This is a genomic window from Bradyrhizobium sp. ORS 111, from assembly GCF_045571485.1.
GTDB lineage: Bacteria > Pseudomonadota > Alphaproteobacteria > Rhizobiales > Xanthobacteraceae > Bradyrhizobium.
Window position 1 is genome coordinate 7,431,817 of sequence record NZ_CP120701.1, and the last position, 22,435, is coordinate 7,454,251.

Annotated in this window: 19 protein-coding genes; 8 read left to right on the forward strand and 11 right to left on the reverse strand. The window is 65.5% G+C overall.

The genetic code is table 11. The features are described from left to right. Window positions 1-162 precede the first annotated feature (162 nt). From P6U30_RS34350 to P6U30_RS34360, 3 genes are all read left to right on the forward strand, one after another. A complete protein-coding gene (locus tag P6U30_RS34350) occupies window positions 163-3,453 on the forward strand; it encodes an efflux RND transporter permease subunit (protein ID WP_407167116.1) in 3,291 nt (1,096 codons plus the stop codon). A gap of 57 nt (window positions 3,454-3,510) precedes the next feature. Then, window positions 3,511-3,975 (forward strand): peroxiredoxin family protein, encoded by a 465-nt coding sequence (locus P6U30_RS34355; RefSeq protein ID WP_407167117.1) that lies wholly within the window; start codon window positions 3,511-3,513, stop codon window positions 3,973-3,975. Between the two features lie 116 nt (window positions 3,976-4,091). Further along, window positions 4,092-5,573, forward strand: a complete 1,482-nt coding sequence (locus P6U30_RS34360) for an aldehyde dehydrogenase (RefSeq protein ID WP_407167118.1) — start codon at window positions 4,092-4,094, stop codon at window positions 5,571-5,573. Between the two features lie 38 nt (window positions 5,574-5,611). Here the strand turns inward: P6U30_RS34360 and P6U30_RS34365 are convergent, their stop codons facing one another. The 5 genes from P6U30_RS34365 to ftsE form a co-directional block, all read right to left on the reverse strand. Further along, window positions 5,612-7,444 (reverse strand): PQQ-binding-like beta-propeller repeat protein, encoded by a 1,833-nt coding sequence (locus P6U30_RS34365; protein ID WP_407167119.1) that lies wholly within the window; start codon window positions 7,442-7,444, stop codon window positions 5,612-5,614. 251 nt (window positions 7,445-7,695) lie between these two features. Further along, on the reverse strand, window positions 7,696-8,463 hold the full coding sequence (locus tag P6U30_RS34370; protein WP_407167120.1) for a lysophospholipid acyltransferase family protein: 768 nt from the start codon (window positions 8,461-8,463) through the stop codon (window positions 7,696-7,698). Window positions 8,464-8,602: 139 nt separating this feature from the next. Then, window positions 8,603-9,313: a YdcF family protein gene (locus P6U30_RS34375; RefSeq protein ID WP_407148905.1), complete on the reverse strand. Its 711-nt coding sequence runs from the start codon at window positions 9,311-9,313 to the stop codon at window positions 8,603-8,605. Between the two features lie 159 nt (window positions 9,314-9,472). After that, window positions 9,473-10,441, reverse strand: a complete 969-nt coding sequence (locus P6U30_RS34380) for a cell division protein FtsX (RefSeq protein WP_407167121.1) — start codon at window positions 10,439-10,441, stop codon at window positions 9,473-9,475. Then, window positions 10,434-11,093: a cell division ATP-binding protein FtsE gene (gene ftsE / locus P6U30_RS34385; RefSeq protein ID WP_407148907.1), complete on the reverse strand. Its 660-nt coding sequence runs from the start codon at window positions 11,091-11,093 to the stop codon at window positions 10,434-10,436. The genes P6U30_RS34380 and ftsE overlap by 8 nt, the downstream gene beginning before the upstream one ends. Before the next feature lie 171 nt (window positions 11,094-11,264). On the opposite strand from ftsE, the gene P6U30_RS34390 reads away from it, so the two are divergent. Both P6U30_RS34390 and P6U30_RS34395 read left to right on the forward strand, forming a co-directional pair. Next, a complete protein-coding gene (locus tag P6U30_RS34390; RefSeq protein WP_407167122.1) occupies window positions 11,265-12,149 on the forward strand; it encodes an MJ0042-type zinc finger domain-containing protein in 885 nt (294 codons plus the stop codon). 38 nt (window positions 12,150-12,187) lie between these two features. Further along, window positions 12,188-12,562 carry a response regulator gene (locus P6U30_RS34395; RefSeq protein ID WP_407167123.1) on the forward strand — a complete coding sequence of 125 codons (375 nt, stop codon included), beginning with the start codon at window positions 12,188-12,190 and terminating at the stop codon, window positions 12,560-12,562. A gap of 277 nt (window positions 12,563-12,839) precedes the next feature. On the opposite strand, the gene P6U30_RS34400 is transcribed toward P6U30_RS34395, so the two are convergent. After that, on the reverse strand, window positions 12,840-15,452 hold the full coding sequence (locus P6U30_RS34400; protein ID WP_407167124.1) for a TIGR02302 family protein: 2,613 nt from the start codon (window positions 15,450-15,452) through the stop codon (window positions 12,840-12,842). 168 nt (window positions 15,453-15,620) lie between these two features. Between P6U30_RS34400 and P6U30_RS34405 the strand changes: the two genes are divergently transcribed. Next, window positions 15,621-16,001, forward strand: a complete 381-nt coding sequence (locus P6U30_RS34405; RefSeq protein ID WP_407148911.1) for a carboxymuconolactone decarboxylase family protein — start codon at window positions 15,621-15,623, stop codon at window positions 15,999-16,001. A gap of 252 nt (window positions 16,002-16,253) precedes the next feature. After that, complete coding sequence (locus P6U30_RS34410; protein WP_407167125.1) at window positions 16,254-17,162, forward strand: NAD(P)-dependent oxidoreductase; 909 nt, start codon at window positions 16,254-16,256, stop codon at window positions 17,160-17,162. 165 nt (window positions 17,163-17,327) lie between these two features. Here the strand turns inward: P6U30_RS34410 and lysA are convergent, their stop codons facing one another. From lysA to argH, 3 genes are all read right to left on the reverse strand, one after another. Beyond that, complete coding sequence (lysA, locus tag P6U30_RS34415; RefSeq protein ID WP_407167126.1) at window positions 17,328-18,593, reverse strand: diaminopimelate decarboxylase; 1,266 nt, start codon at window positions 18,591-18,593, stop codon at window positions 17,328-17,330. A gap of 21 nt (window positions 18,594-18,614) precedes the next feature. Beyond that, the gene (lptM, locus tag P6U30_RS34420) at window positions 18,615-18,890 is read right to left on the reverse strand and encodes an LPS translocon maturation chaperone LptM (RefSeq protein WP_407167127.1); all 276 of its coding nucleotides are present in this window, start codon (window positions 18,888-18,890) and stop codon (window positions 18,615-18,617) included. A gap of 92 nt (window positions 18,891-18,982) precedes the next feature. Beyond that, window positions 18,983-20,380: an argininosuccinate lyase gene (gene argH / locus P6U30_RS34425; protein WP_407167128.1), complete on the reverse strand. Its 1,398-nt coding sequence runs from the start codon at window positions 20,378-20,380 to the stop codon at window positions 18,983-18,985. Between the two features lie 115 nt (window positions 20,381-20,495). On the opposite strand from argH, the gene tlpA reads away from it, so the two are divergent. Next, entirely contained in the window at window positions 20,496-21,173 is a 678-nt protein-coding gene (tlpA, locus tag P6U30_RS34430) for a thiol:disulfide interchange protein TlpA (RefSeq protein WP_407167129.1), read from the forward strand. Window positions 21,174-21,190: 17 nt separating this feature from the next. Here tlpA and P6U30_RS34435 read toward each other — a convergent pair whose 3' ends face one another. Both P6U30_RS34435 and P6U30_RS34440 read right to left on the reverse strand, forming a co-directional pair. Then, on the reverse strand, window positions 21,191-21,343 hold the full coding sequence (locus P6U30_RS34435) for a putative motility protein (protein ID WP_407167130.1): 153 nt from the start codon (window positions 21,341-21,343) through the stop codon (window positions 21,191-21,193). A gap of 26 nt (window positions 21,344-21,369) precedes the next feature. After that, window positions 21,370-22,316, reverse strand: a protein-coding gene (locus P6U30_RS34440; protein WP_407167131.1) for an IS630 family transposase whose coding sequence is annotated in 2 segments (ribosomal slippage) — window positions 21,370-21,980 and window positions 21,980-22,316 — 948 coding nt in all. Because the reading frame shifts where the segments join, the coding sequence is not laid out codon by codon here. Window positions 22,317-22,435 lie beyond the last annotated feature (119 nt).

The following is a 22,435-nucleotide window of genomic DNA, read 5'->3' on the forward strand; positions in this document are numbered from 1 at the left end:
GGCGATGTGCGTTTTATTCCAACCAAGCTCTGAGGCCCGGCGAGGCTGCTCGCAGCAACGAAATCGCGGCGGAGGTGTGGCGGCGTCCCCTGAGATTTGGGCTTTTGTCTCGCGACGCGGACGGATAGAAGCTCATCCGCAACGACGCCGATCGTGAATTCGATGAATCTTTCCGCCCTCTTTGTCCGCCGTCCAGTGGCTACCACGCTGCTGTCGCTGGGACTCGTGGTGGCGGGCGTCATCGCCTTCTTCAAGCTGCCGGTCTCGCCGCTGCCCGATGTCGACATTCCGACCATCATGGTGCAGGCGACCCTGCCCGGCGCCAGCCCCGCTGATGTCGCCGCCACGGTGGCAAGCCCGCTCGAGCGTCACCTCGGCCAGATCGCCAGCGTCACCGAAATGACGTCCGCAAGCTCGCTCGGTTCCGCCCGCATCACGCTGCAGTTCGACATCGACCGCGACATCAACGGCGCCGCGCGCGACGTGCAGGCCGCCATCAACGCCGCGCGCGCCGACCTGCCGAGCAACCTGCGCACCAATCCCACCTACCGCAAGTTCAATCCGGCCTCGGCCCCGATCCTGATCTACACCCTGACGTCGGATACGCTGACGCCGGCCGAGCTCTATGATGCCGCCTCGACCGTGCTGGCCCAGAAGCTGTCGCAGGTCGAGGGCGTCGGCGAAGTCTCGGTCGGCGGCGGCTCGCTGCCCGCCGTGCGCATCGAGCTGGTTCCGTCGGCGCTCTATAAGTATGGCATCGGGCTGGAGGACGTTCGCGCCGCGCTCTCCAGCGCCAACGCGCACAGTCCGAAGGGCGGCATCGACGTCGGCGCGCGACGCTACCAGATCTACGCCAACGACCAGTCGCGAAAGGCCGACGACTACAAGCCGCTGGTCGTCGCCTACCGCAACGGCGCGGCGGTGCGGCTGACCGATGTTGGCGACGTCATCGATTCCGTGGAGAACGTCCGCACGCTCGGCCTATCCAACGGCAAGCCGGCGATCGTGATGATCGTGTACCGGCAGCCCGGCGCCAACATCATTAAGATGGTCGATCAAGTGAAGAGCCTGATGCCGCAGCTCAAGGCTTCGGTGTCGCCCGCCATCGACATCACGCTCGCGGTCGACCGCTCGAAGACGATCCGGGCCTCGCTGCACGACGTCGAGATCACGCTCCTGATCGCGGTTGCCCTGGTGATCCTGGTCGTGTTCGCCTTCCTGCGCAACGCGCGCGCGACGCTGGTGCCTGTGGTCGCAGTCGGTGTGTCGCTGATTGCGACCTTCGCGGTAATGTATATGTTGGGATACACTCTCGACATCTTCTCGCTGATGGCGCTGACGGTGGCGACCGGCTTCGTGGTGGACGACGCCATCGTCGTGCTGGAGAACATCACCCGCCACATGGATGCCGGGATGTCGCGGCTGGAGGCGACGTTGCAGGGCACCCGCGAGGTCGGATTCACCGTTCTGTCGATGAGCGTGTCGCTGATCGCGGTGTTCGTTCCGATCCTGCTGATGGGCGGCCTGGTCGGGCGCCTGTTCCGCGAATTCGCCATGACGATCACGATTGCGATCGTGATCTCGCTCGTGATCTCGCTGACCACGACGCCGATGATGTGCTCGGTGCTGTTGCGCACCGAGCGTGGCCAGCGGCACGGGCGGCTCTACCGGGTCTGCGAGCGTGCCTTCGAGCTGATGCTGAGCGGCTACCGGTGGACGCTCGCCATCGCATTGCGTCACCCGGTGCTGGTGATGCTGATCCTCGGCACCACCCTGTACCTGAACTTCCATCTCTACGGCGTCGTGCCGAAGGGCTTCGTCCCGCAACAGGATACCGGACTGCTGATCGGCTCGATCCAGGCCGACCAGAGCACCTCGTTTCAGCTCATGCGGCAGAAGCTGACGCAGTTCATCGGCATCGTCAAAAGCGATCCCGCGGTCGACACCGCCGTCGGCTTCACCGGCGGCGGCGCGGGCCCGGGCGGCGGAACCAACACCGGCACGGTGTTCGCGTCGCTGAAGCCGATGGGCGAACGCAAGATGCGCGCCGATCAGGTGATCGAGCGGCTGCGCGAGAGATTGTCGGAAGTGGCGGGCGCTACCCTGTTCCTGCAATCGATCGGCGACCTCGGCGCCGGCGGGCGGTCGGGCAACGCGGCGTATCAATACACGCTGCAAGGCTCGACCTTCGCCGAGCTCAATGAATGGACGCCCAAGCTCGTCGCAGCGCTGCAGAAGGAACCGACGCTCGCCGACGTCAACAGCGACCAGCAGAATAAGGCCCTGCAATCCAACCTGATCATCGATCGCGACGCCGCCGCCCGCCTCGGGATCACGGTCAGCCAGCTCGACAACACGCTCTACGATGCCTTCGGGCAGCGCCAGGTCTCGACGATCTTCGTCGCACGCAACCAGTATCACGTGATCATGGAGGTCGCCCCCGCCTATTCGCAGGACCCGGAAACCTTGAAGCAGGTCTATATCTCGACTTCCGGCGGAGCGGCGACGGGATCACAGACCACCAACGCGGTGGCCGGAACGGTGGCCTCCTCCTCGCAGAAGAGCTCGGTCAGTTCGGTCGCGGCCAACGCGGTGCGCAATCTCGCCACCAACTCGATCGGCGCCACTGGCAAGGGCGCGTCATCGACCGGGACGGCGGTCAGCACCAACCAGGAGACGATGATCCCGCTCGCCAGCGTCGCGCGGTTCGAGCAGGGCGAGACGCCGCTGGTCGTCAACCATCAGGATTTGCTGGTCGCCAGCACCATCTCCTTCAACCTGCCCCCGGGCGCCTCGCTGAGCACGGCGACCACCACGATCGAGACGGCCATGAAGCAGATCGGCATGCCGGCAGGCATTCACGGCGCCTTCGCCGGCGCCGCCAAGATCTTCCAGCAATCGCTGGCGAACGAGATCTATCTCATCCTGGCGGCGCTGGCGACGATCTACATCTCGCTCGGCATGCTCTATGAGAGCTACATCCATCCCCTCACCATCCTGTCCACTCTGCCCTCGGCCGGCGTCGGCGCAGTGGCCGCGCTGATGCTGTCGCACACCGAGTTCGACATCATCGCCATGATCGGGGTGATCCTCCTGATCGGCATCGTGAAGAAGAACGCGATCATGATGATCGACTTCGCGCTCGATGCCGAGCGCCAGCGCGGGCTGTCGTCGCGCGACGCGATCTACGAGGCCTGCCTGATGCGGTTCCGCCCGATCATGATGACGACGCTCGCCGCCCTGTTCGGCGCGGTGCCGCTGATGATCGGCCTCGGTGAAGGCAGCGAGCTGCGCCAGCCGCTCGGCATCGCGATCTTCGGCGGGCTGATCCTGAGCCAAATTCTGACGCTCTACACGACGCCGGTCGTCTATCTCTATCTCGATCGCGCCAGGCACTGGACCATGCGGCGACGGGCCGCCCGCCGGGCGCGTTCGAGCATGGCCGGTCGTTGACAGGCCGGTCCCGATATTGCCAACTTGCCGCCGACCGCAAGTGCAGGGGACAAGGCTTTGGCAGTCGCGCCTGAAATCTCGGTGTCGCGCTGGTTCAACACCGGCGAGCCTCTGACGCTGGCCGGGCTGAGCGGCCGTCCGGTTCTGCTGCACGCGTTCCAGATGCTGTGCCCGGGCTGCGTCGCGCACGGCACGCCGCAGACGCAGCGCGCCTTTGAGCTGTTCAAGCATTCCGACCTGCAGGTGATCGGCCTGCACACGGTGTTTGAGCACCACGCCGCCATGACGGCGGTGTCGCTGGAGGCCTTCATCCATGAATACCGGCTGACTTTCCCGATCGGCGTCGACGAGGCCGGCGACGGCACGCCGATCCCGGTCACCATGCAGCGCTATGGCATGCAGGGAACGCCGACCAGCATCCTGATCGGACGAGACGGCAGCGTCGTGCATCACGGCTTCGGTCAGCAAAGCGATATGGCGCTCGGCGCCATCATTGCAGCAGAGCTCGCCGCCGTGCGCTGACACTCAGTCCGCGAGCTTGCCGCGCCGCTTCACGCGACTGCGTTATGACGGCACAGCGCAAGCCGTGATATCGTTTTCTCAATCAACGGAACATGGACGCGCGGGAGGATAATATCGTGAAGACCTATCAGCTCTACATCAATGGCCAATATGTCGACCCCGCCAACGGCGAGTGGTTCGAGACGATCGATCCCTATCGCGGCGAGGCGTGGGCGAAGATCCCGCGCGGCTCGGCCGCCGATGCCGACAAGGCGGTGAAGGCCGCCAATGAAGCGATGTGGCGCGGGCCGTGGTCGAAGATGACGGCGTCCGCCCGCGGCAAGGTGATGCGCAAGCTCGGCGATCTCGTCGCCGCCAATGGGGAGCGCCTCGCCGAGATCGAGGTGCGCGACAACGGCAAGCTGATGGCGGAGATGCTGGGCCAGCTCCGCTACCATCCGGAGTGGTGGTGGTACTACGGCGGGCTGGTCGACAAGCTCGAGGGCGGTCTGGTGCCGATCGACAAGCCGGACACCTTCGCCTACACGACGCATGAGCCGGTCGGCGTCGTCGCAGCACTCACCGCCTGGAATTCGCCGCTTTTGTTCGTCGCCTGGAAATGCGCCGCGGCGCTCGCCGCCGGCTGCGCCGTGATCGTCAAGCCGTCGGAGTTCACCTCAGCCAGCACGCTGGAATTCGCCGCGCTGACCAAGGAGGCCGGAATTCCCGACGGCATCTTCAATGTGGTGACTGGCTTCGGACCCGAGATCGGCACCGAGCTGATTTCGCATCCCGGCGTTGCCAAGATCACCTTCACCGGATCGGATACCACCGGCGCCAAAGTCTACGAGACTGCGGCGAGGAGCCTGAAGCGTGTCTCGCTCGAGCTCGGCGGCAAGTCTCCCAATATCGTGTTCGAGGATGCCGACCTGACTGCCGCCGCGGCCGGCGCCATTTCCGGCATCTTCGCCGCGACCGGCCAGACCTGTATCGCCGGCTCGCGCCTGTTGGTGCAGAGCTCGATCAAGGAGAAGTTCGTGGAGCGCGTGCTGGAGCTCGCCCGCTCCGCCAAGATCGGCGATCCGATGCGGCCAGACACCAATGTCGGGCCGATCACGACGCCCGCGCAGTACAAGAAGGTGCTCGACTATATCGACATCGCGAAAGCCGAGGGCGCGCGCTGCTTGCTCGGCGGCAAGCCGGCGTCCGGCGCCGGCATTTCGGGTGGCCAGTTCGTCGAGCCGACCATCTTCACCGATGTCGACAACACGATGCGGATTGCACGCGAGGAGGTGTTCGGGCCGGTGCTGTCGATCATCTCTTTCGACACCGAGGAAGACGCCATCCGCATCGCCAACGACACGATCTACGGCCTGGCGGCGGGAATCTGGACCCGTGATCTCGCGCGCGCCGTCCGCGTGCCGAAGCAGCTCCGCGCCGGCACCGTGTGGGTGAACACCTACCGCGCCATCAGCTACATGATGCCGTTCGGCGGCATGAAGTATTCCGGCGTCGGCCGCGAAAGCGGCATCGACGCGGTGCGCGAATATCAGGAAACCAAGAGCGTGTGGATCTCGACCGCGCAGGACGTGCCGGCCAACCCCTTCGTGATGCGGTGATTGTTATCTGCGGCGCGCCGCATCAGTGCGGCGCGCTGTCAGGGATTGCCGACTTCGAAGGCCAACAGGACGTTGCCGGGCAATCCACTCCATTGCGCGTAGCCGGAATTGACGTACAGCATGCCGTCCACGACGATCGGGCCGGGTCCATCCATGGCACCGCCACGAGCTGCAACGCCATTCACCGTGGTGTAGTCGCGCGCGGTGTCGATTTCCCAAAGCAGCCTTGCGCTATCGGTCGCGTAGGCGCGCAGGAAGCCGCTTACGCCGCCCGAGAAGACGACGCCGGGAATGACGGTGACCGCTGCGGACAGGGCGGGACTGCATTGGGGGCGGTCGCCACAGGCGACTGGCGCGACCTGCATCACGATTTTCCCGGTCGCAAGATCAAGGCCGAACAGGCCTCCGCCTTCACTTGCATTCAGACGCCTCGTGCCATCACGAAGGAACCGCACATCCGAGTTGGCGACGTAGACTCGGTCCTGGTCCGCGGCGGAGCCCCACTCAGTCCCTCCTAACGGGCCGCCCTTGCCGATCCGCGTCTGCCACACGATCTTGCCTTCATGGTCGGGATCCAGCGCGTGGACCACGCCGGATTTCTGCCCGATGACCAGCACGCGTTGTCCGCCGTGCAAGCTCACCAGGATGGGCGATTGTCCAAAGTCATGGTCGGGGCCACGATCTTCCGGGCAGTTGCTCTGATCGAGGCCGAAACACGCAACGACGAAGCTGTCCTTGGGTGTAGTCTGCTGATGCCAAAGCATTCGGCCGGTCGCAAGATCGAACGCGAGGATGGCATCGCTGGTGTCGGTTGCGGGGTCGGAATAGCTGTTCGATGTCGCGACATAGAGCGCCTGGCGCTGAACATCGATTGTCGGTGCGGACCAAACCGACGCTCCGGCCGGACCGAAGAGCTGCGTTCCGATGGCGTTCGTCCGCGTGGGATGCGCCGCTTCAGGGATGGTATAGGCTTTCCAAATCTGTGCGCCGGTCTCGGCCTTCAGCGCAACGACGCTGCCGCGAAACGTGCAGCATTGATAGGTGGGGCGCGACCCCGTAGCCTCCTCGATCGATGAAACCCCGACATAAACAGCGCCGGAATAGACGCTTGGTGCACCGGTAATCCGGGCGGCTGGATGATCGTCGACCTTGATCTTCCAGATCAGCGTGCCGGTCGCCGCATTGACGGCGTAGACGTTGGCATGCACGTCGCCAAAGAAGACGGCAAATTCGCCGTTATCGAGCGGGGCAAAACTGATGGCGGCGCGCACCGGCGCCTCGGTCGGAAAAGTCCAGCGGGTGCATCCGCTTTTCGCGTCGAGGGCGTGGACCTTCCGGTCGCCGCCACCGACGAACAGCAAGCCGCCGACGACAGTCGGTTGAGCGTAGGCGTTGGACGTGTCAGGAAATCCGAACGCCCATTTCAGACGTAACTGAGGGACCTCGTCTCGCGCGAGCCCGGCCATCGCCGCCGGCTGAAACCGCGTGTTGTTGAGATCCGCGCCCCAACCGTTCCACCGCGGCCCATTGACCGCTTGCGGAAATCCGACCTCGCTCGATGCGCATTGGCCTACATTCTCCGTCGCCGCATGCGAAGCGACCTTTCCGGTGACGAGAGAGGCGATAGCCACCCGCTCGTCATTGGTCAGCCCCTGCGCGAAAGACGCCATCGTGCCTGTGGCGATCGCACCCAGAACCTCACCGAACGATCTTGATTGCAGTGCGGCGCGACTTGGCGCGCGCACATCCTTGTTGCTGCTGTCATGACACTGCGCGCAGCGTTGCGCATAGAGGGTGGCACCGCCAGGCTGTGCGGTCGCAGGGAGTGAAAACGAGATTAATATAACGGCTGTCGCAGCACCCAGTTTCATCGCGTTTCACCGGCGTTGCTTATGATGACAAGAACGATTGTAGCGTAGCAGAACCGGGATGGTTGCCAACGTGCCTGGCTACACAAACAAATCCCGTGCGGCCGACGGGTCGCAGTCCGCCTGCAGCCAATCGCCTCTCATCGTATCGGCCCGATCTGTCCCGGACGTCCAGGTCTTTGTAGATGCAAGCAGCCAAAACGTGAATGTCCCGGACAAGGCCGGGTGTGACGATTTGTGGAGGGAGCCCCGCTCTAACCCTTCGCCGGGCTCGGCTCGCCGCCGAACAGTTGCGCCTGCTCGGCGCGGGCGGCGTCGACGATGCGGCTGGTGGCAGTTTCGATCTGGTCGCGCAGGCGGGCCATGAATTCGTCGCGCGGCAAGCCCGGCGGCAACGGATCGAGAAATTCGACCACCAGCGTTCCCGGATAGCGCATGAAGGTGCGGCGCGGCCAGAACAGTCCGGAGTTGAGTGCGACCGGCAGGCACGGCACGCCGCTCTCGACGTAGATCTGGGCGACGCCGGCCTTGTAGGCCGGTGGTGCGCCGGGCGCAGTGCGGGTGCCTTCCGGAAAGATGACGAGCTGGCGGCCAAGCTTCACCTCGGCCGCCGCGCGCTTCAGCGTCTTGAGCAGCGAGCGCGGGCCGCCGCCGCGCTCAACCTCGATCATCCCCGCCTTCTTCAGCAGCCAGCCGAACACCGGGATCATCATCAGCTCGCGCTTGAGGATGAACAGCGGATGCTCGAAGAAGCGCGCCAGCGCAAAGGTTTCCCAGAACGACTGATGCTTGGAGGCAATCAGCAGCGGCCCTTTCGGAATCTTCTCGACGCCGCGAAATTCGATCCTGATGTTACAGACCACGCGCATCAGGAACAGGCTGGTGTTGGCCCAGGTCGCCTCCAGCGCCATCAGCGCCGGCCGCGGCAGCAGCAGCGTCGGGATCGCGATGATACAGAGCACCACCAGCACCAGGTAGAACAGCACGTTGAAGACGAGTGAGCGCAGGAAGATCGAAGTCATCTCAACGGCTATCCCTTGTGAAGTCACCGGTCATTCCGGAGCGCGCAGCGAACCCGGAATCTCGAGATTCCCCGATACACAAGTGTGTATCCGAGGTCTGGTGCTTGCGCACCATCCCGGAATGACGGTGCCAAAAACATCAATTGGCCTGCGCCGTGGTCGGGGGGCGCGGCGTGGCCGCCGGCTCGCCGAGATCGAAGGTCGGGTCGAGGCCGACATCGGCGAGCCGCACCCGCACCTCCGCGGCGACGTATTTGGCGTATTCCGATAGCAGCAGCCGGAAGGTCGCGCCACTCGTCCACCAGGGCTCGTCGCGCCATTTGTCACCGACCACCGCGAACGGGATCAGCGTGACATCCGGCATCGCGTGCGACAGTTCCACGATGGCGCGCGGCATGTGGTAGTTCGAGGTCACCACGATCAGCGACTTGAAGCCGCGCTCGCGCACCCAGCGACGCGTTTCCGCTGCATTGCTGCGGGTGTTCACCGCGGAGCGGTCGAGATCGACGCAGCAACTCATCAGCCCCTGGCTGTCCGGCACCGAGCGCGAGATGTCATGCGCGCCGTTGGTCGGATGCACGCCCGAGATCAGCAGCCGCTTGCCGTAACCCGCCGCCAGCAGCTCCATCGCGTCCGACACCCGCGACGAGCCGCCGGTCAGCACCACGATGCCGTCGGCATCGTGCGGTGGATCGGTCTCGGCGCCCCGCAATTGCGACAGAAAGCCGACGAAGCCGACCGCCGCGGCGACGAACGCCAGCGCCAGCGAGGCGACCACGGCCGCGCGCAGCCGGCCCCGCGGGGGCGCGGCACGGCTGTCGAGCGACGTATCGTCGGTCTGCGAACTCATATGATGCGATACCCTTCCCTCCGGGCGATTTTAGAGCATGATCCGAAAAAGTGGAAACCGGTTTCCCCGCGACAGAAGCGAAGCAGCCGCGCTGCGAAGTCACGCGTGATGAGCGCAGGGATCACGAAGGCGGCATCCATGATCGCGACCGCGCAACCGTCAGTCGATATCATCGAGTGTTGCAAACAGCGTGCGGCGCGACGCCCAGGCGGTGATCGCGGCGATCAGCACCGCCTGCGCGGCCAGCGCCAGATAGCCGGACGGGCGCAGGGAAAAGGTGCCGAGCAGCGCCGCAAACTGGTCGCCGACCGGCGTGCCGGAGAACCAGTTGGCGATCGATTCGGAGAAGCCGAAGGCCAGCATCGCGGCGCCGCCGCCGATTAGCCCGCCTTCGAGACCGAGCCTGAGAAAATGCCGCAGGAAGCGGTTGGCGATGTAGCTGTCGCCGGCACCGACGAAATGCAGCACCTCGACAATCGGGCGGTTGGCAGCCATCGCGCCGCGGGTGGCGAACGAGACCGAGATGATGGTGGCGACGATGACGAGAATGAGGATGCCGACGCCGGCAAATACCGTGGCGCCGGTCATGGAGCGCATGCGCTCGATCCAGGCGCGGTGATCGTCGACGCTGGCGGTCGGCGCGGCCTGCGTCACCCGCGTGCGCAGCGCGGCGAGATCGAGCGTCGCGCCGGGCTGCACCCGCGCCACGATGACGCGCGGCACCGGCAATTCGTCGATCGAGAGACCGCTACCGAGCCACGGCTCGAGCAGCTTGGCCGACTCCTCCTTGGTGAACGGGCGAACATCGAGAATGCCCGGTTGCGCCCGCATCGCGTCGACCGTCGCCTGCACGTCGCGGTCGAGGTCGCGGCCGGCCGCGGGACGCACCTGGATAGTGATCTCGCTTCCGACCTCCGACTGCCATTCTGCCGCCGATGCGCTGACCAGCAGCACGGTGCCGGTCGTGATCGAGGCCAGGAAGGTCATGATCGCGACGACCGCGACCAGCGCGCGGCCGGCGATCGAAGCGCGCGGCACGATCGGCGACATATTGCGCGCCGTCGCCGGCACCTGCGGGCGCTCGCGCCCGAGATCCACCAGCGACACCTGCTCCTCGCTCCTATTCATAGACGTGCAACCGTCCCTGGTGCAGCACCAGCCGCCGCGCCTCGTACTGATCCATCAGCGTGATGTCATGGGTCGCGATGATGACGGCGGTGCCGGATTTGTTGAGCTCGATGAACAGCCGCAGCAGGCGACGCCCGAGCGTCGGATCGACGCTGCCGGTCGGCTCGTCCGCCAGCAGCAGTTGCGGCCGCGAGATCACGGCGCGCGCGATCGCGGCGCGCTGCTTCTCGCCGCCCGACAGGATCGGCGGCAGCGCGTCCATGCGCTCGCCGAGGCCGACCCATTTCAGCAGATCGATCACCTCGCGGCGGTAGCTCGATTCCTCCCGTCCCATCACGCGGAACGGCAGCGCCACGTTCTCGTAGGTCGTCATGTGGTCGAGCAGGCGGAAGTCCTGCAGCACAATACCGATGCGCTTGCGCAGATCAGCGACCTGGTCCTTGTTGAGCAGGGAGACGTCTTTGCCGAACAGATTGACCAGCCCGCGCGTCGGCCGCAACGACAGGAACAACAGCCTCAGCAGCGAGGTCTTCCCCGCCCCCGACGGTCCGGTGAGGAACTGGAACGAGTGCGCCGGGATCACGAAGGAGAGGTCGCGCAGGATCTCCGGGCCGAGCCCGTAGCGCAAACCGACATGTTCGAACCGAACCAAAGCACTAGCTCCGTTCGAGATGGGCAACAGCCCGAAACCCTGCACAACGGGCCCACCTGCCGGCGAACCGGCGGCGGACCGCCCAGCAGCCTTGTGCGTCGGTTATGGTTTCCGATTCGTTAACAGTCGCTGGGTAGCATCCGGGCAGAGACACGGTGAAGATTCGGCTCCATGCACATCGTTTGCCCGTATTGTACAACATCTTACGCCATCAAGCTGGCCACCCTCGGCGAGGCCGGACGCACCGTCCGCTGTTCCCGCTGCAAGGAAGTTTGGCTGGCGCGGCCGGAGGATGCGGTCGGGGCCGCGGTGTCGACCATGGCGGCAGCCGACCCTTATGCCGGCTCCGCGGCCGCCGAATGGGAGGCGATGGCCCGGGAGGAGGACGCGGAAGCGACCCCCGTGGTCGAGAGTCCCTCGATCTCCGCCGATTGGCCCGCCGAGGGCGATAGTGCCGTAGGGGACTGGCCGGCGGTGGCCAAGGAAGATGCGGCGGTCCGTGGCGACGTCCAGGTTGCCGACGGAACCCGGCGCCGCCGCCTTCGCCTGCCGACCCTGTTCCGTCCGCGCCAGTTCCGCCTACCGTCGTTGCCGCGGATTCCCTTCATGCCTGTGGTCGGTGCCCTGCCGACCTCCTGCACGGCGATGGCGGCGCTGCTCGTTGCACTGCTGGTCTGGCGCAATGATGTGGTGCGCCTGCTGCCGCAAACGGCGCTGTTCTATAAGATGGTCGGGCTCGAGGTGAATTTGCGCGGGCTCGCATTCAAGGACATCAAGGTCACCAACGAGACCCTCGACGGCAAGCCGGTGCTGGTGATCGAAGGCATGATCGTCGGGCAAACCCGCAAGCCGGTCGAACTGCCACGACTGCGCTTTTCGGTCCGCGACGCGCACGGCAGCGAGATCTACGCCTGGAACGCGGTATTGGAGCAGTCGGTGCTCAAGCCCGGCGAACGCGCTTTCTTCAAATCGCGCCTCGCCTCGCCGCCGTCCGAAGGCCGCAATATCGACGTACGTTTCTTCAACAAGCGGGATCTGATCGGCGGCCGCGCCTGAGACCGCCGAAAGATCGCCCCGCCAACCGATTGATCGTCATGCCGCGTGTCCTGATTGCCGACGATGAAGACTCGATGCGCTCGCTGGTGGCGCGCGCGATCGCGATGGACGGCCACGAGACCGTGACCGCGCAGGATGGCGCCGAGGCGCTCGATATCCTGACCCGCGATCAGGGCGCGTTCGACCTGCTGCTCACCGACATCCAGATGCCGGTGATGGACGGCATCGCGCTAGCGCTCACCACGGCGCGCGACTTTCCCGAGCTGAAGATCCTGCTGATGACCGGCTTTGCCCACCAGCGCGAGCGCGCCTCCGGCCTCAATGCGATCGTGCATGACGTCGTGACGAAGCCGTTCTCGGTAGCCGATATCCGCACTGCGGTGGCGGACGCGCTGGCAGCGCGGAGGGTTTAGCGGCGCGTGATTGCCGGGCGCCGCTTCGCGATCCAATCGGGATAACCCGGCAGTCCGTCACGAAATGGTTGTTCCGAACCTTGACGGATGCGCGGGTCAAGCCCGCGCATGACGAGTGTCAAATTTCGGACGGAGCGGCTCGTCACACCCACCCTCGTCATGGCCCGCGCATGCGGGGCATCCAGTGCGCCGCGGCGCCTCGATTCAAGTGCTGGTGTCTCTGGAATACTAGGCCATCCGCCTCTGCGGGTGGCGACAGTGTGGGGTGCGGTTCCGCTCAGTAATCCTTCAACAGCCGCTCGATGTAATCGAGCTCGTTCTGCGGCCGTGACGGATCGGCGAGGCGGCGGCGCAGTTCCTCCAGGATCCGGCGCACGCGCTGCACGTCGATCTCGCCGGGGACCTTTACCGTATAGTCGTCGCCGAATTCGCGGCCGTGCAGCGGCCGGCCCAGCGGGTCGGTCTGGTTGCCACCGCTCTGCTGGCGGCCGGCGCGGTTGCCGGGGCTGTTACCCGGCTGGTCGCCATCGCCCTGCTGCATGGCCTCAGCGAGGCTCTGGGCGCCCTTGCGCAGCGCATCGAGCGCGCGTCCCTGCGAATCCACCGCGCCATCGGCATTACCTTCGCCGAGCCGCCCGGAGGCATCGCCCATCGCGGAATCGGCCTGGTCGAGCCCGTCGCCGTCATCGGCCTGGTCGCCGCCTTGCTCGCCCTGTTGTCCCTGTTGACCCTGCTGCGCCTGGTCGCCGCGCTGGCCCTTCTGGCCGCGCTGATCCGCTCCCATGCCGCGCTTGGCGAGCTCCTCCTGCAGCTTCTTCAGCCGGTCGCGCAGCGCCTGCTGATCCTGCTGCAGGTCGGACATCGACTGGTCACCCTGCTTGCCGCGCATCCGGTCACGCCGCGAATCCTGACCCTGTTTGAAGGTCTTGTCGCGCAACTGCTGCTGCTTGCGGATCATGTCGCCGAGCTCGTTGAGCGCCTGCTCCATGTCGTTGTCGCCCTGCCCCGGCTGCGCCATCTGCAGATTTTCCAGCATCTGCTGCATCTGATCGAGGAGCTGCCTCGCAGCCTCCTTGTCGCCGGAACGCGACAGCCGCTCCATGCGGTCCAGCATGTTCTTGAGATCCTGCTGGCTCAGCGTCTTCGTGTTGGGATCGAGCGGCCGTGCCAACGCTTGCGGATTGTTGCGGGACTGCTCGGCGAGCTCGCGCAGGAAATTGTCCAGCGCGGCGCGCAGATTGTCGGTCAGCTTCTTGATCTCCTCGTCGCTGGCGCCGCGCTCCAGCGCCTGCTTGAGCGCGTCCTGCGCTGCACGCAGCGCCTTGTCGACGTCGGAGATGTTGCCGTCCTCGATGGTGACGGCCAGCGCCCACATGCTGGCGACGACCTCGCGCAACTGGTCGTCGGTGCGCGCCGCCTCGAGCTGCCGGCTCACATTGTAGAGGCCGAGATAATAGCCGGCCTCCGGCGTGAACATCTCGGGCGCGATCATCAGCCCGTCGAGCGCGGCGAACACCTGCCCGTTCTGGTTGGCGTCCAGCGCCAGGATCCGGCGTTGCTCGATCAACGCGCGCGCCAGCGGTTTGGTGAACACGCGCTCGGGAAGCCGCATGTTGAACGGCTCGCTCTTGCCCTCGTTGCCGGCCTCATCCTTCGCCGTCAATGTCAGCGTCACCTCGGCGCCTGCGTAGGGATCCTCGCTGAGATCCTTCACAGTCTGGCCGACGCCGTTGCGGGTCCGCGCGTTGGGCAGCACCAGCGGGAATTGCGGCGGCTGGAACAGGGGCCGCGGCTCCGCAGCCTTGTCGCCGTCGCGGCTCGGGTCTTTCGGCATCTCGCTCGGGCGTGCGGCAAATTGCGCATGGGCTTCGGTGACGCCGTAATCGTCCTCGAGCCTGTAGGACATTTGCAGTGCGCCGTGCGCCTGCCGCTCCGGATCCTTGGCGAGTGCGATGCTCGGCGCACGGTCGGGGATCGCGGTGAACTTCCACTGCGGCTGTCCGGCCGGCGCCCGGACATGGGCGGTGCCGTCGCCGGCGATCTTGAAATGACGCTCGCTGGTGCCCTTGGGTGCCTCCTCGGCGGCCGCGACCTCGGTCACGCCACCGCCGGCCACGACGTCGATGGCGCCGCCGCTGGAGCGCACCAGGAGCGTGCTGCCCGCCGGCACCGCCAGCGGGCCGTTGTCGGCCGCAGCGGCATCCTTGTTGGCATTCGACAGGATGATCGGCGGCCTGCCGGTGTAGTTCGGCGGCGTCACCCAGGCATCGACGCGGATGTTGGCCGGCGCCATGATGCCGTTCCAGTCGAAGGCCGAGCCGACGCGCAGGCCGCGCTCGTCGCCGGCCGCGATATAGGTCGCGACCATCATCACGATCACCAGCGCACGCAGCGCCCAGGGATCATGAAGCGCGACGCGCGGCCGCGGCAGACCGGCGCGGATGCGCCTGATCGAGGCCAGCGTGCGCTCGCGCTGCGCCTGCCACAGCGCCAGCGTGAACGGATCCTGGCTCGTGACCGTGTCGGACAGGGTGGTCGCCGGACGATGGCGGATGCCGGCGCCGCGATCGAGCCGGCTCAGGCCCTCCTCGCGGGTCGGCCAGCGGAAACGCAGCAGCGGCACCAGCGCCGCCAGCGCGGCGAGCCCGAACAGGGTCGTGCCGGCGACCCGCGCGACAAACGGCAACACCAGCCATAGCCCGGCCCATGAAGCGACCAGGAACAGACCGGCGACCGTGAGGAACCGCGCCAGATGCGGCCAGGCCCGTTCCCACGCGATCGCGAATTTTGCCCGTTGCAGAGCCTGTGTCAGTTTCAGCCGCGCGATCGCCTCGCTGTCGCGCGCGGCGCGTAACGTAGTCTCTGACGGGTCGAGGTTGGCGCCGCTCAATCAAATCTCCGGGTTACCGGGCAGGTCAGCGTAGCACAGCGGCACCATTGAGGCACCCGCTTCGGGGCGTAGCCCACACCGGGAATTTCGCATAACACGAAGGCGTGACTGCGGCGTCTCCACCCCGTAACGTCCCGGCCGAACCATCGCATCAAGGTAAGGAACATCATGGACCAGAAAACGCACGACAAGGGGCTTGAGATCCGAAAGGCGGTGCTCGGCGAGGCCTATGTCAACAATGCGCTGAAGAATTCCGACAGCTTCAACAAGCCGTTCCAGGAACTGGTCACGGAATATTGTTGGGGCGCGGTGTGGGGCCGCGAGGAGCTGCCGCGCAAGACGCGCAGCATGCTGAACCTCGCCATGATCTCGATCCTCAACCGGCCGCACGAATTGAAGGCGCACATCAAGGGCGCGCTGACCAACGGCGTCACCCGCGACGAGATTCGCGAGATCTTCATGCAGGTGTCGATCTATGCCGGCATCCCCGCCGGCGTCGACAGCTTCCGCATCGCGCGCGAAGTGTTCGCCGAGCTCGACAAGGCGTGACACAGGCACTGCTCCCTCGCTGTCGTGCCGGGCAAGCCAACGGGTCGCGCGAACGCGCGCCCGATGACGGGCCCACCGCGACGCAGGGCCCATAGCCGCAGCACGGGACCGCTCCGGCGGCCGTGGCCCCGGCTGAACGGGACAATTCGGTCCCGAGGTTTGGGTTCCTGCGTTCGCGAGAACGACATCGAGATCGGCGCCAGGCTGCTTAGCGCGCGACAACATCGCGTCACAATGTAGAGGAAACGACCTATGGACATCGGATTCATCGGCCTCGGGAAGATGGGCTTCCCGATGGCGCGCCGGCTGATCGAGGCCGGTCACAAGCTCACCGTGTTCGACACCCGCAAGGATGCCGTCGACCAGCTCGTCGCACTCGGCGCTACGGCGGGATCGTCGCCGAAAGACATCGCCGACCGGGTCGACACCGTGATGGCCAGCCTGCCGTCACTGCAGGCTTCGCTCGACGTCGCGACCGGCCCGGGCGGCGTGATCGAGGGCACACGCGTCAAGCGCTTCATCGATCTCTCGACCGTCGGTTCGCAGATGGCGGTCAGGATTCACGATCTGCTGGCAAAGAAGAACATCGTGCAGATCGACAGCCCGGTCTCCGGCGGCGTCTCCGGCGCCGAGAAGGGCACGCTTGCGGTGATGGTGTCGGGCCCGAAAGCCGATTTCGAGCTGGTGAAGCCGGCGCTCGACATCATCGGCAAGGTGTTCTTCATCGGCACCAAGCCCGGCTCCGGCCAGACCATGAAGCTCGCCAACAACTTTCTGTCAGCGACCGCGATGGTCGCAACCTCCGAAGCCGTGGTGATGGGCGTGAAGTCAGGGCTCGATCCGGCGGTGATGATCGACGTCATCAATGCGGGCTCGGGGCTCAACACCGCAAGCCGCGACAAGTTTCCGCGCTCGGTGCTGCCGCGCAGCTTCGACTTCGGCTTCGCCACCGGACTGATGGTGAAGGACGTGCGGCTCGCGGTCGAGGAGATGAGATCGCTCGGACTGTCGATGGAGGTTGCCGAAGCAGTCGGCCGACTCTGGGAAACCGTCATCCGCGAGGAGGGACCGGAGTCCGATTTCACCGCCGCGATCAAGCCGATCGAGAAGGCCGCCGGCGTGATCGTGGGTGGTGGAAGAGGTCATCACGCCGCCAAGTAACAACTCAAGTAACAGCTGTCGTCCCGGCGAAAGCCGGGACCCATAGCCACGAGTCTTGGTGGTGACAGAAGCCGGAGCCCCAGCTCAGCATAGCAATCAGAGTCGGTGGTTATAGGTCCCGGCCTTCGCCAGGACGACACCGTTGATGTGGCACGCGCTGTGGCCTCACAACCACGGCGCCGGCTTGTCCATCGCGATCAGTGCATCGATGTCGATGCGCGGGCGGACCACCGCGTACTGGTCGTCCTTGACCAGCACTTCCGGCACCAGCGCACGCGTGTTGTAGGTGCCGGACTGCACCGCGCCATAGGCGCCGGCGGTCATGATCGCCAGGAGATCGCCGGGCTTGGGCTGCGGCAGCGAGCGATCCAGCGCCAGATAGTCACCGGTCTCGCAGACCGGCCCGACCACATCGGCGACGATGCTCGGCGCGCCCTTCGCGGGCTCCCGCACCGGGAGGATGTCGTGATAGGCCTCGTACAACGTCGGACGGATCAGGTCGTTCATCGCGGCATCGATGATGACGAAATTCTTCGCCTCGCCCTGCTTCACGTAGATCACGCGGGCGACGAGGATGCCGGCATTGCCGACGATCAGCCGACCCGGCTCGAACATCAGCGTGCAGCCGAGATTGTGCGTCACGCGCTTGACCATCGCGGCATAGGCGTCGGGCGCCGGCGGCGCGGCGCGGTCCATATAATAGGGAATGCCGAGGCCGCCGCCGAAGTCGATGTGCGAGATGGTGTGGCCGTCGGCGCGCAGCGTCTGCACGAATTCGGCGAGTAGCCGGAAGGCGGTCTCCAGCGGCCCGAGATCGGTGATCTGGCTGCCGATATGGACGTCGGTGCCGGTGACCTTGATGCCGGGCAGCTTCGCCGCGCGGGCATAGACCTCGCGGGCGCGGCTCAGCGGAATGCCGAATTTGTTCTCGGACTTGCCGGTCGAGATCTTCGCATGCGTGCCGGCATCGACGTCAGGATTGACGCGCACCGAGATGCGCGCGGTCTTGCCCATCTCGACCGCAAGCCGCGACAACAGCTCGAGCTCCGGCTCGGACTCGATGTTGATGCAGAGGATATCGGCGGCGAGCGCGGCGCGCAGCTCGGCCTCGGTCTTGCCGACGCCGGAGAACAGGATCTTGGAGGCCGGGAAGCCCGCGGCGAGCGCCCGCTTCAACTCGCCGCCCGACACCACGTCGGCGCCGGCGCCGAGCCCAGCCAGCGTGCGCAGCACCGACTGGTTGGAGTTCGCCTTCATCGCGTAGCAGACGAGGCTGTTCTCACCGGCGAAGGCTTCGGAGAAGACGCGGTAGTGCCGCTCCAGCGTCGCCGTCGAATAGCAGTAGAACGGCGTGCCGATGGCTTCCGCAAGCTCAATGAGATTGACCGCCTCGGCGTGCAGCACGCCGTTGCGATAGTCGAAATGGTTCATGACACGCTTTTGGTTGTCGAATTAATTACCGAGCAGCGGGTCGAGGATAAAGGACTTCTTGCTGCCTTTCGGCGCGCTCGGCCCGGCATCCGCCCCATAGGTCGGGTTGAACACGCTCGGCTGGCTGGCGCGCTCGGTCTCGGTGTCGCCGTTCACCTGCGCGGTCGGAGCGGCGTTCGACGCCGTCGGCGGCAGGTCGAGCGGTCCCTTGCGGCCGCAGCCGCCGAGCACGAGCGCGGCTGCGCTCAGCACAATGATGGCCCATCCCGACGGGGTCAGGCTTGTCTTGCTGGTCACGACGAAAATCCCCAATTCGGGCTGCACCATACAAACATTGCCACGCTCTGGCGAGACCCGGGCGGCCTCGAAATGACAGCGAAATTTCCCGTTCAGCCCAATTTTCGCTCTTTTTCCAGCCGCTTGGCCCAAGCCTTGGCCTGCGCCAGCACATTCTTCGGCGCCGTGCCGCCGAACGAGGTCCGGCTCTTCACCGACGACTCGACGCTGAGCACCTTCAGTGCGTCGGCCGTGATCTTCGGCTCGACCTCCTGCATCGCCGCCAGCGGCAATTCGTGCAGCGCCACGCCCTGTTCCGAGGCGAGTGCGACGATCCGCCCAGTGACGTGGTGGGCGTCGCGGAACGGCATTTTCAGGCTGCGCACCAGCCAGTCGGCGAGATCGGTCGCGGTGGCGTAGCCCTCGCCGGCGGCGGCCTTCATGCGTGCCTCGTCCGGCACGAGGTCCTCGACCATGCCGGTCATGGCGCGGATCGCGAGCGACAGCGCGGCGAATGCCTCCATCGCGCCTTGCTTGTCCTCCTGCATGTCCTTTTGATAGGCGAGCGGCAGGCCCTTCATCACGATCAGCAGCGCGGTGAGCGCGCCAATCACGCGGCCGGTCTTGGCGCGCACCAGCTCGGCGGCATCAGGGTTGCGCTTCTGCGGCATGATCGAGGAGCCGGTGGTGAACTTGTCGCTCAGCCTGACCAGGCCGACCAGCGGCGAGGTCCAGATCACGATCTCCTCGGCAAAACGTGACATGTGCACGGCGCAGATCGCGGCCGCCGACAGCGTCTCCAGCACGAAATCGCGGTCGGACACCGCATCGAGCGAGTTGGCCATCGGACGGTCGAAGCCGAGCGCCTTGGCTGTGGCGGCACGGTCGATCGGAAACGAGGTGCCGGCAAGCGCGGCAGCCCCGAGCGGCGATTCGTTCAGCCGCTTGCGCGCATCGGCGAAGCGGCCGCGGTCGCGGCCAGCCATCTCGACATAGGCGAGCAGATGATGGCCGAAGGTCACCGGCTGCGCGGTCTGCAGATGGGTGAAGCCCGGCATCACGGTTCCGGCATGCTCCTCCGCGCGTGCCACCAGCACCGTCTGGAATGCAGCCAGCGCCGCATCAGTCTCGTCGATCGTGTCGCGGACAAAGAGCCGGAAATCGGTCGCGACCTGATCGTTGCGCGAGCGCGCGGTGTGCAGCCGGCCGGCGGCCGGTCCGATCAGTTCGGACAGCCGCGACTCGACATTCATATGGATGTCCTCGAGCGCGCGCTTGAAGTCGAAATCGCTCCTGCCGATCTCTGACAAAATCGTGTCTAGACCTTTGCGGATATTTTTCGCATCAGCAGCGGTGATGATGCCTTGCGCGGCCAGCATGGCGGCGTGGGCCTTGGACGCGGCGATGTCCTGGGCATAAAGGTGACGATCGACGTCGATGGAGACGTTGATTTCCTCCATGATCGCGTCGGGACGCTCAGAGAACCGTCCGCCCCACATCTTGTTGCTCATGACTTCTCGCTCACGACTTTGTATTTGAGGCCACGCTGTTTCGTGCCGGAGCGGCGAAACAGCGCGGCGGTTCCGATCGTAATTCCCGGCACTGCATAGCCATAACTGCCCCAGGATGACAAACGATATGCCCGAGACGACCCCTCCCAAGCCTGCCGCCACGCGCCGGATTCCGCTCGTGCTGGGCGCGGTGCTGATTGGAGCCGTGATCGGCTACGTCGCCGTCTCCAACCTTAAGCATCCCGGCGGCGATGTGGCCTGCAATGGGGCGGTGGACCTGGCCAAGAAGATCGCCCCGCTGGCTCATGGCGAGGTCGCGGCGCTGACCATGGCGACCACGCCTCTCAAGCTGCCGGATCTCACCTTCGAGGACGCCAACGGCCAGCCGAGGAAGCTTTCGGACTGGCGCGGCAAGACGGTGCTGGTGAACCTGTGGGCGACCTGGTGCGTGCCCTGCCGCAAGGAGATGCCGGCGCTCGACAGCCTGCAAACCAAGCTCGGCGGCAAGGATTTCGAGGTGGTCGCGATCAACATCGATACCCGCGACCCCGACAAGCCGAAGAATTTCCTGAAAGACGCCAACCTGACCAATCTCAGCTATTTCAGCGACCAGAAAGCCAAGGTTTTTCAGGATCTTAAGAACATAGGCAAGGCATTGGGAATGCCGACCTCGGTGCTGGTCGACGCCAAGGGCTGCGAAATCGCCAATATCGCCGGGCCCGCCGAGTGGGCCAGCGACGACGCCATCAAGCTGGTCAAGGCTGCGGTGCAGCCGGCCCCGGCCGGATTCTAGATTTCAGGCGGTGGGTGTCAGGCCGTGACGTTGAGGTTGCCGCCGACGCCGGGCGCCAGATTGGCGGTCGAGGGCGTGCCGAGCAGGGTCTGAACCGCGAATTTCTCCGCATCGAGGTTCTGCTTGGTCAGCCGGGTCGCGATCTGGCCCTGCAGGTTGCCCTGCTGCATCGACAAGATGCTAGAGCGGTTCCCGATCAGGTTGGCTCGTATCCAGCGGCTTTGAAGTAGTTGACGCATTCGCGGGACGTGAAGCAGTCGAGGCAGCGCCCGATTGCGCTCCACAAGCCTTCGACGGTGCGCGCGGCAGCCGTGCGCAGCAGCGCTTTCAGCTTGGCGAAGGCGTTCTCGATCGGATTGAGGTCGGGGCTGTAGGGCGGAAGATAGAGGAGCTTTACGCCGGCAGCCTCGATCGCCGCGCGCACGCCGGCGCCCTTATGGCTGCCGAGATTGTCCATGATGACGATATCGCCTTTCCGCAATTCGGGGACCAGCACCTGATCGACATAGGCCTGGAACGCGCGCCCATTGATCGGTCCATCAAGAACCATCGGCGCGACCATGCCTGACAGCCGCAGGCCGGCGACGAAGGTCGTCGTCTTCCAGTGGCCGTGCGGAATGGCGGCATGCAGCCGTTCGCCGCGAGGCGCCCGCCCGCGGGTTCGCGCCATATTGGTCGACGCCCATGTCTCATCAATGAAGACGAGCTTGTCGGGATCGAGGTCGATCTGGCCATCGAACCATTGCTCCCGCTTCTTTAGGACGTCTGGCCGCTCCTGTTCGGCGGCGTGCGCGGTCTTTTTTTGAGCGTGATCTTGCGGCGCTGAAAGAAGCGCGACAACGCCGAGACGCTGAAGACGTGTCCATCGGCCGCGAGCGCCGCCTTCAGCTCCTCCAACGTGCTGTCCGGCCTGGTCGCAAGCAGCGCAAGGATGCGCTCGGCCTGCGCTTCGATCGCCTGGGAGCGTCGGTCGCCGCCCTGCGGCTTTGGCGTCACCTCGCCCGTCGCGCGCGCTTGCGCCACCCAACGGATCGCGCTCGATACTCCCACACGGAAGTGCGCCGCAGCCGCTCGACACGACATGCCGCCCTCAACGGCGCCGACCACACGCTTGCGAAGATCGACTGAAAGAGATGCTGCCATACCCGCCGGCCTCCTTCACCGGCAGGCAGCTTGAATCAGAACCAGCCCGATTTGGGAATCCCAAACGATTCAATCCGGTCGGGACCCGCTCTAGTGACCATGCTCATTGTGTCCATACG

Bases quoted from the DNA above. Each gene is read 5' to 3' on its own strand.
- P6U30_RS34350 (WP_407167116.1), top strand. From the start codon at position 163: ATGAATCTTTCCGCCCTCTTTGTCCGCCGTCCAGTGGCTACCACGCTG.
- P6U30_RS34365 (WP_407167119.1), bottom strand. From the start codon at position 7,444: ATGAAACTGGGTGCTGCGACAGCCGTTATATTAATCTCGTTTTCACTC.
- P6U30_RS34370 (WP_407167120.1), bottom strand. From the start codon at position 8,463: ATGACTTCGATCTTCCTGCGCTCACTCGTCTTCAACGTGCTGTTCTAC.
- P6U30_RS34375 (WP_407148905.1), bottom strand. From the start codon at position 9,313: ATGAGTTCGCAGACCGACGATACGTCGCTCGACAGCCGTGCCGCGCCC.
- P6U30_RS34380 (WP_407167121.1), bottom strand. From the start codon at position 10,441: ATGAATAGGAGCGAGGAGCAGGTGTCGCTGGTGGATCTCGGGCGCGAG.
- P6U30_RS34390 (WP_407167122.1), top strand. From the start codon at position 11,265: ATGCACATCGTTTGCCCGTATTGTACAACATCTTACGCCATCAAGCTG.
- P6U30_RS34395 (WP_407167123.1), top strand. From the start codon at position 12,188: ATGCCGCGTGTCCTGATTGCCGACGATGAAGACTCGATGCGCTCGCTG.
- P6U30_RS34405 (WP_407148911.1), top strand. From the start codon at position 15,621: ATGGACCAGAAAACGCACGACAAGGGGCTTGAGATCCGAAAGGCGGTG.
- P6U30_RS34410 (WP_407167125.1), top strand. From the start codon at position 16,254: ATGGACATCGGATTCATCGGCCTCGGGAAGATGGGCTTCCCGATGGCG.
- lysA (WP_407167126.1), bottom strand. From the start codon at position 18,593: ATGAACCATTTCGACTATCGCAACGGCGTGCTGCACGCCGAGGCGGTC.
- argH (WP_407167128.1), bottom strand. From the start codon at position 20,380: ATGAGCAACAAGATGTGGGGCGGACGGTTCTCTGAGCGTCCCGACGCG.
- tlpA (WP_407167129.1), top strand. From the start codon at position 20,496: ATGACAAACGATATGCCCGAGACGACCCCTCCCAAGCCTGCCGCCACG.
- P6U30_RS34435 (WP_407167130.1), bottom strand. From the start codon at position 21,343: ATGCAGCAGGGCAACCTGCAGGGCCAGATCGCGACCCGGCTGACCAAG.